The organism is Cyanobium sp. L1E-Cus (genome assembly GCF_024345755.1).
Lineage (GTDB): Bacteria > Cyanobacteriota > Cyanobacteriia > PCC-6307 > Cyanobiaceae > Cyanobium_A > Cyanobium_A usitatum.
In genome coordinates this window covers 154683-170981 of sequence record NZ_JAGQBS010000003.1, presented here as the reverse complement: position 1 = coordinate 170981, position 16299 = coordinate 154683, and the positions used below count along the sequence as shown (strand labels likewise).

16 protein-coding genes are annotated in these 16299 nt (G+C 61.9%); 5 read left to right on the top strand and 11 right to left on the bottom strand.

The genetic code is table 11. The features are described from left to right. From KBZ22_RS03695 to KBZ22_RS03675, 5 genes are all read right to left on the bottom strand, one after another. The gene (locus KBZ22_RS03695; RefSeq protein ID WP_255017933.1) at window positions 1–1029 is read right to left on the bottom strand and encodes a sigma-70 family RNA polymerase sigma factor; all 1029 of its coding nucleotides are present in this window, start codon (window positions 1027–1029) and stop codon (window positions 1–3) included. Between the two features lie 96 nt (window positions 1030–1125). Next, window positions 1126–3264 carry a polyphosphate kinase 1 gene (ppk1, locus tag KBZ22_RS03690; protein WP_255021085.1) on the bottom strand — a complete coding sequence of 713 codons (2139 nt, stop codon included), beginning with the start codon at window positions 3262–3264 and terminating at the stop codon, window positions 1126–1128. A 38-nt stretch (window positions 3265–3302) separates the two neighbouring features. Continuing rightward, window positions 3303–4574 carry an MFS transporter gene (locus KBZ22_RS03685; protein ID WP_255021084.1) on the bottom strand — a complete coding sequence of 424 codons (1272 nt, stop codon included), beginning with the start codon at window positions 4572–4574 and terminating at the stop codon, window positions 3303–3305. A gap of 9 nt (window positions 4575–4583) precedes the next feature. Continuing rightward, window positions 4584–5066 (bottom strand): hypothetical protein, encoded by a 483-nt coding sequence (locus KBZ22_RS03680; protein WP_255021083.1) that lies wholly within the window; start codon window positions 5064–5066, stop codon window positions 4584–4586. Window positions 5067–5249: 183 nt separating this feature from the next. Continuing rightward, window positions 5250–5531, bottom strand: coding sequence for a hypothetical protein (locus KBZ22_RS03675; RefSeq protein ID WP_254931208.1), 282 nt, complete (start codon window positions 5529–5531; stop codon window positions 5250–5252). A 234-nt stretch (window positions 5532–5765) separates the two neighbouring features. Between KBZ22_RS03675 and KBZ22_RS03670 the strand changes: the two genes are divergently transcribed. The 4 genes from KBZ22_RS03670 to KBZ22_RS03655 all read left to right on the top strand — a co-directional run bounded on the left by KBZ22_RS03670 (window position 5766) and on the right by KBZ22_RS03655 (window position 8205). After that, window positions 5766–5981 carry a hypothetical protein gene (locus KBZ22_RS03670; RefSeq protein WP_255021082.1) on the top strand — a complete coding sequence of 72 codons (216 nt, stop codon included), beginning with the start codon at window positions 5766–5768 and terminating at the stop codon, window positions 5979–5981. Between the two features lie 123 nt (window positions 5982–6104). Next, window positions 6105–6800 carry a CbiX/SirB N-terminal domain-containing protein gene (locus tag KBZ22_RS03665; RefSeq protein ID WP_255021081.1) on the top strand — a complete coding sequence of 232 codons (696 nt, stop codon included), beginning with the start codon at window positions 6105–6107 and terminating at the stop codon, window positions 6798–6800. Continuing rightward, window positions 6797–7585: a uroporphyrinogen-III C-methyltransferase gene (gene cobA, locus KBZ22_RS03660; protein ID WP_255021080.1), complete on the top strand. Its 789-nt coding sequence runs from the start codon at window positions 6797–6799 to the stop codon at window positions 7583–7585. The genes KBZ22_RS03665 and cobA overlap by 4 nt, the downstream gene beginning before the upstream one ends. A 143-nt stretch (window positions 7586–7728) precedes the next feature. Continuing rightward, a complete protein-coding gene (locus KBZ22_RS03655) occupies window positions 7729–8205 on the top strand; it encodes a redox protein (protein WP_255021181.1) in 477 nt (158 codons plus the stop codon). Between the two features lie 4 nt (window positions 8206–8209). Here the strand turns inward: KBZ22_RS03655 and KBZ22_RS03650 are convergent, their stop codons facing one another. The 5 genes from KBZ22_RS03650 to KBZ22_RS03630 are packed head-to-tail and all read right to left on the bottom strand — an operon-like array spanning window position 8210 to window position 13907. Then, a complete protein-coding gene (locus tag KBZ22_RS03650; RefSeq protein ID WP_255021079.1) occupies window positions 8210–10069 on the bottom strand; it encodes a sensor domain-containing phosphodiesterase in 1860 nt (619 codons plus the stop codon). 37 nt (window positions 10070–10106) lie between these two features. Next, window positions 10107–10631 carry a GGDEF domain-containing protein gene (locus KBZ22_RS03645; protein WP_255021078.1) on the bottom strand — a complete coding sequence of 175 codons (525 nt, stop codon included), beginning with the start codon at window positions 10629–10631 and terminating at the stop codon, window positions 10107–10109. Between the two features lie 17 nt (window positions 10632–10648). After that, a complete protein-coding gene (locus tag KBZ22_RS03640; protein ID WP_255021077.1) occupies window positions 10649–11530 on the bottom strand; it encodes a transglutaminase family protein in 882 nt (293 codons plus the stop codon). After that, complete coding sequence (locus tag KBZ22_RS03635) at window positions 11515–12474, bottom strand: alpha-E domain-containing protein (protein WP_255021076.1); 960 nt, start codon at window positions 12472–12474, stop codon at window positions 11515–11517. The genes KBZ22_RS03640 and KBZ22_RS03635 overlap by 16 nt, the downstream gene beginning before the upstream one ends. After that, window positions 12468–13907 (bottom strand): circularly permuted type 2 ATP-grasp protein, encoded by a 1440-nt coding sequence (locus tag KBZ22_RS03630; protein WP_255021075.1) that lies wholly within the window; start codon window positions 13905–13907, stop codon window positions 12468–12470. Before KBZ22_RS03630 ends, KBZ22_RS03635 begins: the two co-directional genes overlap by 7 nt. Before the next feature lie 145 nt (window positions 13908–14052). Between KBZ22_RS03630 and KBZ22_RS03625 the strand changes: the two genes are divergently transcribed. Beyond that, entirely contained in the window at window positions 14053–14568 is a 516-nt protein-coding gene (locus tag KBZ22_RS03625) for a PilZ domain-containing protein (protein WP_255021074.1), read from the top strand. On the opposite strand, the gene ureC is transcribed toward KBZ22_RS03625, so the two are convergent. Next, window positions 14565–16289, bottom strand: coding sequence for an urease subunit alpha (ureC, locus tag KBZ22_RS03620; protein WP_106502633.1), 1725 nt, complete (start codon window positions 16287–16289; stop codon window positions 14565–14567). The genes KBZ22_RS03625 and ureC overlap by 4 nt on opposite strands. Between the last annotated feature and the right edge of the window lie 10 nt (window positions 16290–16299).

Here is a 16299-nt window from a genome sequence, read left to right as displayed (position 1 = left end):
TCAAGCGGCCTGCTGGTAGTTGCTCATCAGGCGCAGCTTCATGATCGCTTTTGCCTCCAGCTGCCGGACTCGCTCCCGAGACACATTGATCAGCCGGCCAATCTCCGCGAGGGTGAGAGGCTCGGCCCCTTCCAGGCCGAAGCGCAGCTTGAGGATTTGCTGTTCCCGGTCGTTTAGCTGGGAGAGCCAGGTGCCCAGGTGCTCCTTTTGGATGTGCCGGTCCATCGAGTCCAGGTGCTCGTTGCTGGCCGGATCGGCGATCAGTTCGCCCAGGGTGCTGCGATCTTCTTCGCCGCGGGCGTGGGCATCGAGGGAGGCGCAGGGAGCGCTTTGGGCCATCAGCTCTTCGAGGTCCCGCGGGGCTATGTCCATGGCATGGGCAAGCTCGAGGCGATTCGGCTGGCGGCCGAGGCGATGGGAAAGCTCCCGGCTGATCCGCCGCATCTTCGACAGCTTTTCGCTGATGTGAATCGGCAGACGAATCGTGCGGGCGCTGTTGTCGATGGCCCGGGTCATCCCCTGACGGATCCACCAATAGGCGTAGGTCGAAAATTTGTAGCCCATTGCTGGGTCGAACTTGTCAACGGCTCGCTCTAGTCCGATCGCCCCTTCTTGCACCAGATCCAGCAGCTCAAGCCCCTGGTTTTGATACTTTTTGGCCACGCTCACCACCAGCCGCAGGTTGGCGGCCATCATGCGATCACGGGCCCGCTGGGCCATGCGCAGCTGGCGCTTGTGCTTGGGGGTGTGCTCCCCTGCAGGCAGCTCCAGCAAGCGTTTACCAGCCTGCACGTGGTGGGCCAGCTCAATTTCTTCGGCGGCCGTGAGCAGGGGCACCCGGCCAATGGTGCCTAGATACCAGCCGATTGAGTCGGCACTAAGCCGGCCCCCGGCTTTTGGGCCTGTGGCGGCGCGTACCTTTGCCGAGGCAGATTTGCTAGCTGCAGCGTTTGGCGCCATCAATGATGGCGACTGCTTCGAGACGCTGCTGTCAACAGCGTCTGAAGCGGATTGCAAAGGCGTCCCCACACCCAAGCCTCCGTATTGAATTTGGCCGAAATGTAGCACTGTTGCGTTGGTTGTGTCTCCTTGATTTGGAAGATTTCCTGTATGGAATGCTGCAGATCAAGCCATCAAACCGCCGCGCCAGCGACGAATCATCTCCCGCTGAACCAGATGTTGTTCGCCTTCGAGCTGTCGTTGACTGAACTTTCCTTGATTGTCCATGTGCCAGGCACTGGTGTCATTCAGGTAGAGATCGATGGCCTGCTCAAGCTGATGGCGCAGTTTTGGATCTTCGATCGGGGCTACCGCTTCAACTCTTCTGTCCAGGTTGCGAGGCATCCAGTCGGCGCTGCCGAAGAAAAGTTCGGGTTCGCCGCCATTACCAAACCAAAACAGCCGCGAGTGTTCCAGGAAGCGACCGATCACACTCACAACTTGGATGTTGTCGCTGATGCCCTCTAGTTGGGGCCGCAGGCTGCACATGCCACGCACCACCAGCTCGATCATGACGCCTGCCTGAGAGGCCTCGTAGAGCAGGGCGATGATCGACGGATCCACTAGGGAATTCATCTTTGCCCGGATATGGCCGCCCCTGCCGGCCTGGGCATGCTCGATTTCGCGGCGGATCAAGCCTTCCATGCGGCTGCGCAGCGTCACTGGAGCCACCAGTAAGCGGCGGAAGCTTTGCTGTTTTGAGAAACCGGTGAGGTAGTTGAACAACTCCACTAAGTCTGCACCGAATTCCGGCCTGGCCGTGAGTAGGCCGATATCGGTGTAGAGGCTGGATGTTTTGGAGTTGTAGTTGCCCGTACCTATATGTACGTAGCTGTTGAGGCGCTCCTTCTCCTTGCGAACTACCAGCAAGATTTTCGTGTGGGTCTTCAGGCCCAGCACGCCGTAGACGACGTGCACCCCAGATGCCTCCAACTGCTTGGCCCACTGGATGTTGTTGTCTTCATCGAAGCGGGCTTTTAATTCAACAAGGGCCATCACCTGCTTGCCGTTTTCGGCGGCCCGGATCAGCGCTGCCACCACCGCTGAATCCTTAGAGGTGCGGTAGAGGGTCATTTTGATGGCCAATACCGAGGGGTCATCGGCGGCCTGGTTGAGGAATTCCTCTACCGATGTGGAAAACAGGTCGTAGGGGTGATGTAGCAGCACATCTCCCCGGCGGATCACCGAGAAGATGCTTTCAAACTCCTCCGCCTTGATCGAGCCGTCTTCCAGCTGGCTCTTCTGGGTGCGGGCTAGGGCTGGTGTGGTGCGGCCCTTGTGGGGCTTCTCCTTTAACTGGGGCAAGGGAATGGCCAGCAGGCTCATCAGATCGTCGAGACCCAGTGGTCCGTTGACCCGGTAGACGTCTTCCGCCTCGACGGCGGTGCCTTCCATCAGCAGCTGCACCACCGCTTCCGGCATCTCATCGGCCACCTCCAGCCGCACCACCTCACCGCCGCGGCGGCGTTTGCGTAGGCCCTCCTCAAGAGCCTCCATAAGATCATCGGCCTCTAGGTCGCGCAATTCCAGGTCGGCGTCACGGGTGACGCGGAAGAAGTAGTGACCCTCCACGTGCATGCCTGGGAACAGCAGGCCGAGGTTGAAGGCCACCACCTGCTCCAGAGGCACGGCCGTGTACACGGCTTCGGGTTGCTTGCCGCTCAGATGGGGCGGGATCTGGACGAAGCGGGGCAGGTTTTTCTGCGGCACCTTCACCCGGGCGAATTCCTGTTGACCCGTATCGGGGTCGCGCACCAGGGCGGCCACGTTGAGGCTCAGGTTGCTGATGAAGGGAAAGGGGTGGGAGGGATCCACCGCCAGGGGAGTGAGAACCGGGAAAATGGCGCTCTGGAAGTAGGCGTTGAGCCAATCCCGTTGGGCTGCGTTGAGGTTGGAGTAGTCGGTGAGGTGAACGCCGTAGTCGCAGAGATGGCTCTTAAGGGAGTGGCGGTAGTGCTGCTGCTGCATCTCCAGCAGGGGGCGCAGCTTGGTGCGGATCGCCTGAAGCTGTTGCTGAGCTGTGAGTCCGTCATCGCTGAGACTGCTCACCCCGGCATCGATCTGGGACTTCAGTGAGGCCACCCTCACCATGAAGAACTCATCGAGGTTGTTGCTGAAGATGGCGCTGAACTTCGCCTGCTCAAGTAGCGGTGTGTGCTCGTCTAGGGCTTGTGCCAGCACCCGGTAGTTGAATTCCAGCCAGCTAAGTTCACGATTTAAATAAAGCTCGGGAGCTAGCTGGGTTTCAGCCGTTGATTCCGCCATGCCGCATCCTGACTGTGATTAACGGCAAGGTAGCAATCTCAACTGTCCGATCTGTGTAGTCCTGCTGTCATCGCTGAATTTCGGCCAGGTAGGCCACCGGCCACCAGCAGGGCCACGCCCACAAGCAAGGCGATGCCAAGCCAGAAGGGGCTCTGGCGCCCGGTGGTTTCGTAGGCCAGGCCCGCCAGCGGTGGCCCTAGAAAACTGCCCAGGCTCTGCAGCCCCTGGAGGCTGCCCAGGGCGGCGCCCTGGCCTTCGCTGTCGAGTCGGCGGGACACCAGGCTGCGCAGGCAGGGGGTGACCAGGCCTGTGCCGAGGGCCAGGATCGCCACGGCGGTGAATACCACCGGCTGGGCGTTGGCCCGGGTGGCCAGGGGAATCAGCAGGCAGCCGGCGATCACAAAGCCCAGGCCGGCCAGGGTGAGGCGCCATTCGCCGAAGCGCTTCACCAGCGGGCCGATCAGGCCGCCCTGCACCACCGTGGCCACCACGCCCACCACCAGAAAAGCTGAGGCCGCCAGGCCGGGCCCCCAGTTGAAGGCCTGCTTGAAATAGAGCACCAGCACGGCCGTGAAGCCGTTGAAGGCCAGGAAGAAAAGGAAGAAGGCCACGCAAAGCCGCCGCACCTGGGGGTTGGTGAACACCCGTTGCAAGGCGGCCAATGGGTTGAGATCCCGTTTGCGCGGCATGGCCCGGCGTGCTTCTGGCGGGTGGGTTTCTGGCAGCACGGTGAGCACCAGCACCAGGTTGAGCATGGCTATGGCTACGGCAACGAGCAGCGGCAGGGTGACGTTGATCTGGCCGAGCAGCCCGCCCAGGGCGGGGCCAAGAATGAAGCCAAGGCCAAAGGCCACCCCGATCAGGCCGAAGGCCTTAGCCCGTTTTTCCGGCGGCGAGATGTCGGCCAGCACGGCGCTGGCTGTGGCGGCTGTGCCGCCGCTCACCCCATCGATCAACCGAGCCCCGAACAGCAGGGCCAGGGGCAACCCGGCGGCCTGGGCGGCGGGCCAGAGACTGGCCCAGGGCAAGCTGATCGTGAGAGCAAACAGGGCCAGGCCCAGCACCGAGCCCGCCACGCAGACGCTGATTACCGGTTTGCGGCCGTAGTGGTCGCTGAGGGCGCCGATCAGGGGCGTGAAGGCGAACTGAGCCACCGCGTAACTACCCGCCAGTAGCCCCAGCACCCGGCCATCGCTGGTGAAGCCCGCCAGCAAAAAGGGCAGCAGCGGAAACACAATGCTTTCCCCCAGCCGGTCGTTTAGCAGGGTGAGGAAGGCGCAGAAGAAGGTGGAGGGGCGGGGTAATGGCAAGGGGGGCGCTCAGGGCTTGGGCAAGTTGGGGCAGGGGTTGGGGCCGAACATGCCGCTCAGTTTCTGGCTGCCCATCGCATAGATCTGCTGGGCCTGGGCCGGGTTGCCCTGGGCGCCCTGCAGCTTGCTCGCAAACTCCTGGCAGGCCTGAGCCTGCTGGGGATTGGCGGGCTTCGCGGTGACTGGTGCGGTGACTGTTGAGGTGACTGGTGCAGGTGCCGGGGCAGCTGGAGCAGCTGCGGTGGGTGCAGGGATGTCGCCACAGGGGTTTTCGCCGAAGGTTTCAACCAGCTTCAGCACTCCCTGCTGGTACACCAGTTGGGCCTGCTGGGGATTGGCGGATGCGGCCTGGAGCTTGACGGCGAATTCCTGGCAGGCCTTGCGTTCCTGGGCGCGGCGCAGCAGCGGGCCGGCCTGGGCGTTGGGTGGCGCCAGGGGTGCGAGGCCGGCGGCCAGGAGCAGCAGGACCGGAATGGTGCGGCGAGCGGTCATCGCGAGGGGGAAGCGACCCTCACGTTATGGGGGAAGGTGAGGGCGTTTGGCGCCGGGCAATCCATGCTTGGGCCTGGCGCTCGCTATCAGGACGAGGAGATGTAGGCACCCCAGTTGAGCCACCTCTGCCCGTGAGGCCGAGGGCTTTATCAGCATGGAACCGGCCACCCTGGCCCCAACCACTCAGCTGGCAGGCAGCACGGAGTAGTGATCCACCACCAGCCCCTTGCGTTGTTCCGGGCGACCTTCCATGCCCCCTGGAAGATCGATCTGGGGCAACAGCGTGGCCTCAGCCCAGCTGTCGTATTGGGCTTGCCCTTCCCAAAGGGACACGATCATCAGACCCCCTTCCACCTCCGCCACCGTGCGCAGCAGCTGGGCTTGAGGTTGCTCCTTGCCCTCCAGCTGCGCCAGTTCCACCTGGAATTGCTCCAGCGTCGCCCCGGGCCAAAAATTCGCAACCATATGCACGGCCGATTCTCCAAGTTTTTATGCCCATGAATGTGGCAAAGACAGCTGGGGTCTGCTGAGTTGCGGACTTCTGCCTGGGCCCGAGCTTCATAGAGGCGTATTGCTCGTGATCCATCTACCCACCCCCTGGCTCAATGCCTTTATGTGTCAGACAAGACGGGTGCTTTTACTCATCTCTGGACTGAATAAGGCTTCTTAGCCTGGGTACAGATAGTTGAGGTAAGAGAGATGACTACCTGCCAAACGCAATCCACCGCTGCTCTGCACGATCTCAAAGAGCTGGCCCGGCGCGATCCTGCATTCACTACCGCTCTACTGGCTACCCGGTCGACCCAGGAGGCCGTTGAGCTGGCAGCCACCAACCACATCTCCGTCACTCCCGAAGCGCTATGGCGCCATCGGGGCACCTTGATGGCTGGAGGTATGCCCACTTGGCGAGGTTGATCTTTGGGTTCGATATTTCATGAGAGCCCCCTAGGTAGGCCATCTCGGCGTGTGCGCTCTTCGCTAGAGCGGTCGCTTCGTTGATTCCAGGGGGCACAAGGTCGACGGGGGTAGCGTTTCAGCATGGTCGCCACCGCTGCCGAGCGTTTTACGCCGCCCACCATCCCCTGGCGCCATGCCCTGCTGCTGGTGGTGCATGGCCGCGCGGGCGGCCAGCTGCCTGCCGAGTTGGTGGCGCTGGCCGCCGAGCTGGAGTGCCGCCGGGGTACGCCCGTGCGGCTACAGGCCCTATCGGCTGCGGCGCCGCCGGCGGCGAGCGAGCTATTGCAGCCGGGCCAGGTCCTCGGCTTGGTGCCGCTGCTGCTGCTGCCCGGCGGCCATGTGCGCCACGATTTGCCGGCGATTGTGCGCCATTGGTCGGCTTTCGCCCGCGTGCAGCGCTGGCCCTTCCTGGGGGCCTGGCCCTGCTGGCAGGCTGCCCTCGCTAAGGAGCTAGCCGGACTGGCTACGCAGGATTCCCAGCCAGCGGCCCGGCCCCTACTGCTGCATCACCCCCTGGAGGGCCCCCTGGCCGCCCGCTACCTCACCACTTTGGAGCGGCGCACCGGCGCCCACTGCGTCGCCACTCCATACAGTGCAGAGCACCTCGCGGAGCTGAAGCTGACCCTTGCTGCTCCAGCCCTGGCCGCTCCAGCCTTGGCCCTTGCTCTGGCCGCCAACCGGCTCACCGACCAGCTAGCCGAGCAGGTGGGTCCGCCGTTGCTGCAGCGGCCTGGCCTGCGCCAGCTGCTGCTGGCTGAACTCGAGGCCCTGCCATGAATGCCCCAGCCCAGCTCGGCACGGTTTACCTGGTGGGGGCGGGTCCCGGTGATCCGGAGCTGCTCACCCTCAAGGCCCACCGGCTGCTGCGGCACTGCGACGCCCTCGTCTACGACTCCCTGGTGCCGCAGGCCCTGCTGAATCTGGTGCCCCAGGGCTGCGAGCTCCACTTTGTCGGTAAGCGCCGCGGTCACCATTCCGTGCCGCAGCCAAGCACCAATGCGGTGCTTGTGGAACTGGCCAGCCGCCATCGCCTGATCGTGCGGCTTAAGGGCGGTGATCCCTTTTTGTTTGGCCGCGGCGGTGAGGAGGCCGCCCACTTAGCTGCCAAGGGCGTGCCGGTGCAGGTGGTGCCAGGCGTAACCGCTGGCATCGCGGCTCCTGCCTATGCGGGCATTCCCGTTACCCACCGCCGCGCCGGCTCCAGCGTCACTTTTGTGACGGGCCACGAGGAAATCGATAAGGGCCGCCCAGGGGTGAACTGGCGCGGCCTGGCCCAGACCAGTGATGGCTTGGTGATCTACATGGGCCTGCATAACCTGCGCCGCATCGCCGAGGAGCTGATGGCAGGTGGCCTGGCGGCTGACACCCCTGCGGCCGTGATTCAGCAGGGCACGGTGCGCGGTCAGCGCCAGTTGTTCAGCGTGCTGGGTGAGCTGGCTGATCGGGCTGAGGAGCAGGATTTTGCTTCGCCCTCAATCGTGGTGCTGGGCGAAGTGGTGGCCCAGCGGGTGCCGGTATGTGCCCCCGAGCCCGCTGATGTGGAGATGCCAATCCCCTTCTGATCCAAGCAAGTTTCCTTGATAGGTAGTGGTTGCGACGGCTGGCTCCCCGGTGGTGAGTTTCATTAGGATTTGATCTGGCAGCACCCGCTGCTCTTACCCGAATGTCTTCCCTTCCCAGGTCTGGCATTTCCCAGTCTGCGCCGATGTTTGAGCTGATTCCCTACGAGAAGTTCCGCGATACCCCCGCTGTTCGTTTCTTTGATATCACCGTTGCCAGCTCCAATGCCCGCGATCTGGTTATCCATGCCGGTCCGGCCGTGAGCCCTCCGGACGAGGAGAAGACTGGTGCCTGGCAGTTTTATCTGCACCCCCACCAGGAAGATAATTTGTTGGCCCTGCACGGCGGCCGAACTTTTTACTTGGTCAATTTGGGCTGGAATTATCCATATCACATTGTTCGCCTAGAGACGGGGGGCGACATCCTGCGGATTCCTCCAGGAACTTTTCACCGTTCCGTTTCTGATCACGATGGTTCGGTGGTGCTTAATCAGGCTGTGCGCGAGGAGGGCGCCAGTGTGGCGCGGGAGTTTCGGGTATACAACAGCCGCCTCATTCCCCGTTTATTTGCTACAACATTTAAAACAGCCCCCCTGCCTAAGTTGCATGGGGTTAGCTGGTAGTTTCCTAGTGAATTTCAGCTAAGTAGTGGCCTGTAGCAGCCACCGACATCGGCCCGCTGAATAGATAGCCCTGGCCGTACTTATATCCGTTTTGCAGCAACCAGGCGCGTTGAGATTCGGTTTCAATCCCTTCAGCGGTACTTTCTAGGTCTAAATCCGCGCAGAGGTTCTGGATGGTTTTTAGCAACTTGTTACTGGGATTGCTATTGCCGTCGATGCGCTCAACAAAGCTGCAATCGACCTTCACCGCGCGTACCGGATAGTTGTGCAGGCGGCTGAGCGAGGAATAGCCCGTGCCGAAGTCGTCGATGGCGATGGCCACACCTTGGCGGCGCAGGGCATTGAGAAAGATCGCCAGTTCCGAGCCGTTGTCCTGTAAGTAATCCTCTACCAGTTCTACTTGCAGCTGCCAATCTTTTGGCAAGGGGGTGGAGCGGATTAATTGCAGCAACCGCTGGCGCTGGCCCTCACTTTCCAGCAGTAGGGCGGAGAGATTCACGGAGAGTTGCAGCGGCCGCCCTGGTGCAGCGCTGGCCAGTTCATGGCTGGCTTGCATTGCTTTTTGGATGATCTGAAGATCAAGTTCACCACTGAGCCCGGCCAGATGTGATATGCGCAAAAAATTATTGGGTAGCATCATTTCGCCGCTGTCGGTGCGCCAGCGCATCAGGCATTCCAGGCCTACAGGCTTGCCCGTGGCGAGATCAACAATCGGTTGCATATAGGGGGTGATTTCGTTGCGTCGGATAGCGCGGCGCAGATCAGTTTCCACTTGGTAGTGCTGCTGTGCTGCCTGTCGTGCGCTTAAGTCGATGAAGTTGAAATTGCTATTTTTGCTGCGATCGGTGATGGCTATGCGTTGGGCGATACTGGCGTCAGAGAGTAGAGAGCCTGCGTCGCTGTAGTTGTTTTTGAAGATCGCAATGCCCATGCTTACGCCTAGCTCAATATCGCGGTCATTTAGTTTTAATGGTGCCTCGAGGCTGTCTATACATCTTTCTGCGATCGCTGTGATAGCCCCTTCTTCTGAGAGGTGGGGGAGCACAATTACTAATTCGTCATCTGAGAAGCAGGTGGTTGATGCTTGAACGGGTAAACAGCTGCGTAGCCGCTCTAAGCCCGTTTGTACCAGGCTGTTGGCGGCGGCAGTTCCAAGGGTGGCGTTAACGCGGGAATACTCCTTAAACTTGCAGCGTGCCAGTGTAAAGCAGGGTGGTTGATCTAGTTCAAGCAGTAGGCTCAGCATCTGTAGCAACTGCTCTCGATCCATTACCGGATTGATTTCACTAAGTAGCTGGATGCCTTGCTTGACCTGCCCATTTCCCCCTTGGGCCTGCAGTGCTAATTCGGCGGATTGCAGTAGGTGGGCTTCTCGCCGCAGTTCCATTTGGCTAACCACTTGGCGAGCCAGTCGCTCTAGGGATTTGACCTGCTTAGGTGTGAGGGCCTTCGGTACGATATCAATGGCGCAAAGGCTGCCCAATGCCATGCCGTTGGCGGCGATTAGTGGGAAGCCGGCGTAAAAACGGATGCGAGGCTCGCCTAATACAAGTGGATTATCGGCAAAGCGATCATCTTCAAGGGCATCGTTTATAATTAAGGGCCGGCGCTGAACGATTGTGTGGCCGCAAAATGAAATATTTCTGGGCGTTTCCTTGGGTGCGTCTTCGAGGCCAACGCAAGACTTAAACCACTGACGATTTTCGTCGATAAGGCTTATAACTCCTATTTTTGCGCCAGTAATATCTTGAACTAGGTGGGTGATATCGTCAAAGATTGCTTCCGATTGCGTATCAAGTACGCCGTAGCTTTGCAGTTCCTTGAGGCGAGCCGAATCATCTTCGGGTATGGGCGCTTCCTGCACGCGGGCTAGATGTCCAAAACCTCTCCACAACATTAGGTCAGCAGTTCCTATTTTGTCTGGCCCGGCGCATGTTTGTATCCGAGCGGGCCAGCAGGGTGTCAGGTTTGAGCTCATCGCCTTCCATGGTGCTTATCCCGGTGGTGATGCTGGTGGGCACTGGTTCCTGCTTGCTGCCTAGCCCCAGCTGGCTCACCAGGACTTGTAGATCCGCAGCCATTTCCTGGGCGGCGGCCCCATTGCAATCGGTGGCCACCACCACGAATTCATCCCCGCCGCTGCGGAAGAAGTGGTCGGTGATGCGCAGCCGTTGGCGTACCGCGCTGGCCACTCGTTTCAGAACTAGGTCGCCGATTTTATGGCCAAAGCGGTCATTGATTTTGGTGAGACCATCCACGTCGATAGTGATGCAGCTGAGGGGCTCGCCGGTGCGGCGGCAGCGCAGGCATTCCTCTTTGAGCCTTAAGAACAGGGCATTGCGATTGCCGCCGCCGACGCCGCGCTTTACGTGGCTAAGGATCGCGGCCGCCATCAGGTGGTTTGTCTGGAAATGGAGGACACCCAATTGCAGGCACCTTTTGTTTAGGCGGACTGCATGGTTGCGGCCGGCTCTTGGATGTCTGCCTCAATGCTCCATTCCAGCAGGCTTTCGACGCCATTCGGACCTGAAAAGCTGCCGGTGACAGCGGCGGTCAGCTCCGGCCTGGAGGAGGTGGCCAAGGTGATGTAGCGATCATCGATCACGCCTATGCCGCTCGGATCAAAGCCCCGCCAGCCTGCACCTGGCAGATAAACCTCGGCCCAGGCGTGCAGGTCGTAGCTCTCAGGCTTTGGTTCCACCAGGTGGTAGCCGCTCACGAAGCGGGCCGGTAAACCCACGCAGCGACAGGCTTCCACCATCAGCATGGCTAGATCGCGGCAGGATCCCACCCTTTCCTTGAGGGTGCGGCCGGCGGGCCAGGCCGGACCCACGTGTCGCTGGGTGTACTTGACCCGGTCTTGGATGATTTCCACCAGCTGTTGCAAAAACATCAGCGCCCTTTGATCGCTGCCCATCAGCGCTTCCTGGGCCATGTCCACCGCGGCTGGGTCGTGCTGGCCGTTGGGTAGCCAGCCCTCCAGGCTGCCGGCCAGGTCACCGTTCAGGTGGCCCACTGGGTAGGGCAGCATCGGTTCGTTGCCCTCCAGGCAAACCTGCAGCAGCGGTGCCGGTTCCGTTTCCACCAGGCTGCTGGCCCGCACTATGAACGCATCTGTTGGCCCATTGAATCGGGCCCGCAGAATTTCATCGCCGCTGGCTGCCACCAAGGGGTAGAGCCGCCCTGGCTCAGGCGTCACTACCAGCTGGAAGTCCAGTAGCCGCTGAAAGCCGTGGCCCCGGGGCTTGAGGCAGAACCGGTGTGGACCCAGCAGCACCGGGGCGCTGTAGCGGTAGGTGAAGGTGTGGGTTACGCGGGCACGCATGCGTGGTCGGCGATGAAGTAGCGCTGTTCGATCAGATCATGGAGCCGGTTGAGGTCGCTTTGCAGGTCGTCGATCGACTCGTGCAACCCTCCCGCAATCAGGTCATCGATGCGGCTGTAGCTCCAGCGGGCCAGGGTGAGGCCGCTGAGGCATTCGAGCTCGTCTGGAGCTCCTGGCACCGCCTGGCCTCGCACGATTCTCAAGGTTTCGTGGATGCGCTCCAGGCAGTAGCGCACCGAGCGCGGAAAGATCGGGTCGAGCAGCAGGAAGCTGGCCACCGCCTTGGGCTCGATCGCCTGCTGGCGCGACTGACGGAACATTTGATAGGCCCCAGCGCTACGCAGCAGGGAGATCCACTGCAGTTCATCGAGCACGCCGCCCACCTCATCAGGTGAAGGCAGCAGCAGGAAGTACTTCACATCGAGAATGCGGGTGGTTTTTTCAGCCCGCTCCAGCACCCGCCCCAGGCGGCTGAATTGCCAGGAGAGGTCGCGGCTGAGGGTGGCATCCGTGATGCCATAAAAAAGTTGGCAGGCCCGGCGGATGTCCCGAAGTTGCTCCTGGGGAGGCTGACCCCAGAACCCCTTGTTGTCGAACAGCGTCCAATAGATGTCGTTGAGCTGCTCCCACATTTCGGTGGTGATTACATCGCGGATCTGGCGAGCGTTTTCGCGGGCGATGGCGATGCAGTTCACCACGCTGTTGGGATTGGCCTCGGCCCGCACCAGAAACTCCACCACCTGCTCCGGGCGTCCTTCTGGATAAAGACGGTCGAACAGTTCCCGATCACCACTGGCATCAACCAGGGGCAGCCAGGGTTCGGCGCTGCCGGGCGGGCAGTCGAGGGCCATCGCTTCGCTCACCTCCACAAAGCGGGAGATGTTTTCGGCCCGCTCCACATAGCGGTTGATCCAATAAAGGGAGTCGGCGACGCGGCTCAGCATGGTTGTTCACTCACGATCCAGGTGTCCTTGCAGCCGCCACCTTGGGAAGAGTTGACCACCAGGGAACCGCGGCGCAGGGCCACCCTGGTGAGACCGCCCGGGCTTACCCAGGCTCCCTTGCCGCGCAGCACATAGGGCCGTAGATCCACGTGACAGGGGAACAATTCACCTTCGCTCAGCGAGGGCACGGTGGAGAGTTCGAGGGTGGGCTGGGCTACGTAGTTGCGTGGATCGGCCTGGATCTTGACGGCAAACTCGGCGATCTCCTCCTGGCTGGCGTGCGGGCCGATGAGCATGCCGTAGCCACCGGCTTCGGCCACCGCCTTCACCACCAGCTCACTGAGGTGGGCCAGCACGTAGGCCCGGTCATCCTCCCTGGAGCAGAGGTAGGTGGGCACGTTTTCAATGATTGGATCTTCGCCGAGGTAGTAGCGGACCATCTCCGGCAGGTAGGCGTATATCAGCTTGTCGTCGGCTACGCCGGTGCCTGGTGCGTTGGCGATTGCCACCCGACCGGCCCGGTAAGCGGCCATCAGGCCCCGCACCCCCAGCATCGAATCGCTGCGGAATACGGCCGGGTCGAGGAAGTCGTCGTCGATGCGCCGGTAGATCACATCCACCGGTTCGGGCCCGGCCGTGCTGCGCATCCACACCCGGTCGTCCTGGCAGATCAGGTCGCGGCCCTCCACCAGCTGGATGCCCATCTGCTGGGCCAGGTAGCTGTGCTCGAAGTAGGCGCTGTTGAACACCCCGGGGGTGAGCAGCACCACCTTCAGGGTATCGGTCCAGGGGGCCAGCTCCCGCAGGGTTTGCAGCAGGTGGGAGGGGTAATCGTCGATCGGTTGCACGGTGCGGCCGGCAAACAGGCTCGGGAACATCCGCTTCATCACCCGGCGGTTTTCCAGGAAGTAGGCCACGCCGGAGGGACAGCGCAGGTTGTCTTCCAGCACTCGCCAGGTGCCCTGGCCATCGCGCACCAAATCCAAACCGGAGATGTGGCACCAGCGGCCCAGGGGTGGCTTGAAGCCCTGCAGTTGGGGTCGCCAGCCCTGGGAGCTCTCCACGTCCTGCCGCGGAATTACGCCGTCGTTGAGGATTTTTTGGGGTCCATAGACATCGGCCAGAAATAGGTCGATCGCCTCCAGCCGCTGGAACAGGCCTGCCTCTAGGCGTTGCCAGTCCGCGCTACCGATCAGCCGCGGCAGGGGGTCGAAGGGCAGGATGCGTTCACCTCCCTGGCTGCCCGTGCCATTGAGGCGAAAGGTGGCCCCCAGCCGTCGCAGCAACACGCCAGCGGCCGCGTGATTGCGGTTCAGTTCATCGAGGCCCAGCTGACCCAGGGAGGAGAGCAGGGGCCGCAGGGTGCTGCGGGGCTGGTCAGGGGCACTGAAGTATTCGTCGTAGCCCCGATTTGGTCTGTATTCCGTAAACATGCCGCGCCATCTGCCATGGCGGGATCATGTCCACCCGCTGGGGTTGACGCCGGTGTGGGTTGATACGGAAGGCCAGCTCCGTCCCTGGCCTCTTTCTTCTTTCGCCATTAGGGTGAAGCAACGGCAGCTCCCTGGGGCTTTTGTGATGCCCAGCCATCTCCCCAATCCTGCTGGCGATGTCTCCAGAGGGCCTGGTGTCTCCTGGGTAGAACCCTTCGGTAAAGATCTAGGGGGCAATGAGGCCGAAACAAGACTTACTGGGGATGAACACCTAGAAATCCTGGGTCCCGTCGATTGTCAGCGCCGCTATGAAAGGTTGGTGGCGCCTCCCTGTCCTCCGGTGCTGATTCAGCTGCCCAGCCCAGGCGGTGAAGCTCGCACCGAGTGGTTTTATGCCGACATCCTCGACATCAGTCTCGGTGGCTTGTGCCTGCTGATCTCCGGAAACCATGACTTACAGGTAGGTCAAACACTGCAGGTTGATTTCAATGTGCATCGGACCACCGACTTGCATCGGGTGGCGGGTTTTGTGCGTTGGTTTGTTCGCTCCGGCACCTTTACCACCATGGGGGTGGGCTTCTGCGAACCCCTGCCCCAGCTTCCCCAGCTGCTGCCGGAGCGGCGCAATAGCCCTCGCGAACCCAAAGTGGTGGCTGATTAGAGCAAGAAGTAGCGCTGGGCCATTGGCAGCACATCGGCTGGTTCGCAGCTGAGCAGCACCCCATCTGCGAACACCTCATAGGTCTGGGGGTCAACCTCAACATTTGGCAGGGCCGTGTTGTTTTTCATTGAGGCCTTGCCGATGTCGCCGCGGGTGTTGGTCACGGGCACGCAGGGGCGTTTGAGGCCCAGCTGGCGGGGTAGGTCGGCATCGAGGGCTGCCTGGCTCATGAAGGTGAGGCAGCTGGGGGCCAGGGCGGCCCCAAAAGCGGCAAACATCGGCCGGCCGTGCACCGGTCCGGGGGTGGGGATCGAGGCGTTGGCATCGCCCATCTGGGCCCACACGATTGAGCCACCCTTGATTACCAATTCCGGTTTCACCCCGAAAAAGCCTGGCTTCCACAACACCAGATCGGCAAGTTTGCCCACCTCCACCGAACCGATCTGGGAATCGAGCCCGTGGGCGATCGCCGGGTTGATCGTGGTTTTGGCGATGTAGCGCTTTAAGCGGGTGTTGTCGTTGCGCCCTCCACTTGAAGCGGCATCTTCGGGCAGGGCGCCGCGCTGCACCTTCATCTTGTGGGCGGTCTGGAAGGTGCGGGTGATCACCTCCCCCACCCGGCCCATGGCCTGGGAGTCGCTGGCGATGATTGAGAAGGCGCCCAGGTCGTGGAGGATGTCTTCGGCGGCGATAGTTTCGCGGCGGATGCGCGATTCGGCGAAGGCCACATCCTCCGGGATGCGTGGATCCAGGTGGTGGCACACCATCAACATGTCGAGGTGCTCCTCGAGCGTGTTGCGGGTGTAAGGGCGGGTGGGGTTGGTGCTGCTGGGAAGCACGTTGGCTTCGCCGCAGATTTTGATGATGTCGGGGGCGTGGCCGCCGCCGGCCCCTTCGGTGTGAAAGGTGTGGATGGTGCGGCCGCCGATGGCGCGGATCGTGTCTTCCACAAAGCCCGCCTCGTTGAGGGTGTCGGAGTGGATGCACACCTGCACGTCGAAGCGATCGGCCACCGTCAGGCAGCAGTCGATCGCAGCTGGGGTGGTGCCCCAGTCTTCGTGCAGCTTGAGGCCGCAGGCGCCGGCGCGCACCTGCTCCTCGATCGCTTCGGGGGTGGAGGCGTTGCCCTTGCCGTAGAAGCCCAGATTCACCGGCAGGCCCTCGGCGGCCTGCAACATGCGGGCTAGGTGAAAGGCGCCCGGGGTGCAGGTGGTGGCGTTGGTGCCGGTGGCCGGGCCGGTGCCGCCCCCCAGCAGGGTGGTTACACCGCTGGCCAGGGCCGTTTCAATCTGCTGCGGGCAGATGAAGTGGATGTGGGTGTCGATCGAGCCGGCGGTAAGGATGTGCCCCTCGCCGGCGATCGCTTCGGTGCCCGGGCCCACCACGATCGTCACGCCCGCCTGGGTGTCGGGGTTGCCCGCTTTGCCGATGGCGCAGATGCGGCCGTCGCGCAGGCCGATGTCGGCCTTGACGATCCCCCACCAATCCAGGATCAGGGCGTTGGTTATGACTGTGTCCACGGCGCCCTGGCTGCGGGGCGTCTGGCCCTGGCCCATGCCGTCGCGGATCACCTTGCCGCCGCCAAACTTCACCTCATCGCCATAGACGGTGAAATCCTTTTCCACTTCCAGAAACAGTTCGGTGTCGGCCAGGCGCAGCCGATCGCCGGTGGTGGGGCCGTAGGTCTCGGCGTAGGCGCGGCGGGAGATGCGGTATGGCATGTGGAAAAGG

What these genes read in the sequence shown, in the direction of transcription:
- KBZ22_RS03635 (WP_255021076.1), bottom strand. Translation starts at nt 12,474, where the DNA reads ATGCTGAGCCGCGTCGCCGACTCCCTTTATTGGATCAACCGCTATGTG.
- KBZ22_RS03630 (WP_255021075.1), bottom strand. Translation starts at nt 13,907, where the DNA reads ATGTTTACGGAATACAGACCAAATCGGGGCTACGACGAATACTTCAGT.
- KBZ22_RS03675 (WP_254931208.1), bottom strand. Translation starts at nt 5,531, where the DNA reads ATGGTTGCGAATTTTTGGCCCGGGGCGACGCTGGAGCAATTCCAGGTG.
- KBZ22_RS03670 (WP_255021082.1), top strand. Translation starts at nt 5,766, where the DNA reads ATGACTACCTGCCAAACGCAATCCACCGCTGCTCTGCACGATCTCAAA.
- KBZ22_RS03680 (WP_255021083.1), bottom strand. Translation starts at nt 5,066, where the DNA reads ATGACCGCTCGCCGCACCATTCCGGTCCTGCTGCTCCTGGCCGCCGGC.
- KBZ22_RS03640 (WP_255021077.1), bottom strand. Translation starts at nt 11,530, where the DNA reads ATGCGTGCCCGCGTAACCCACACCTTCACCTACCGCTACAGCGCCCCG.
- KBZ22_RS03665 (WP_255021081.1), top strand. Translation starts at nt 6,105, where the DNA reads ATGGTCGCCACCGCTGCCGAGCGTTTTACGCCGCCCACCATCCCCTGG.
- KBZ22_RS03625 (WP_255021074.1), top strand. Translation starts at nt 14,053, where the DNA reads ATGCCCAGCCATCTCCCCAATCCTGCTGGCGATGTCTCCAGAGGGCCT.
- ppk1 (WP_255021085.1), bottom strand. Translation starts at nt 3,264, where the DNA reads ATGGCGGAATCAACGGCTGAAACCCAGCTAGCTCCCGAGCTTTATTTA.
- cobA (WP_255021080.1), top strand. Translation starts at nt 6,797, where the DNA reads ATGAATGCCCCAGCCCAGCTCGGCACGGTTTACCTGGTGGGGGCGGGT.
- KBZ22_RS03655 (WP_255021181.1), top strand. Translation starts at nt 7,729, where the DNA reads ATGTTTGAGCTGATTCCCTACGAGAAGTTCCGCGATACCCCCGCTGTT.
- ureC (WP_106502633.1), bottom strand. Translation starts at nt 16,289, where the DNA reads ATGCCATACCGCATCTCCCGCCGCGCCTACGCCGAGACCTACGGCCCC.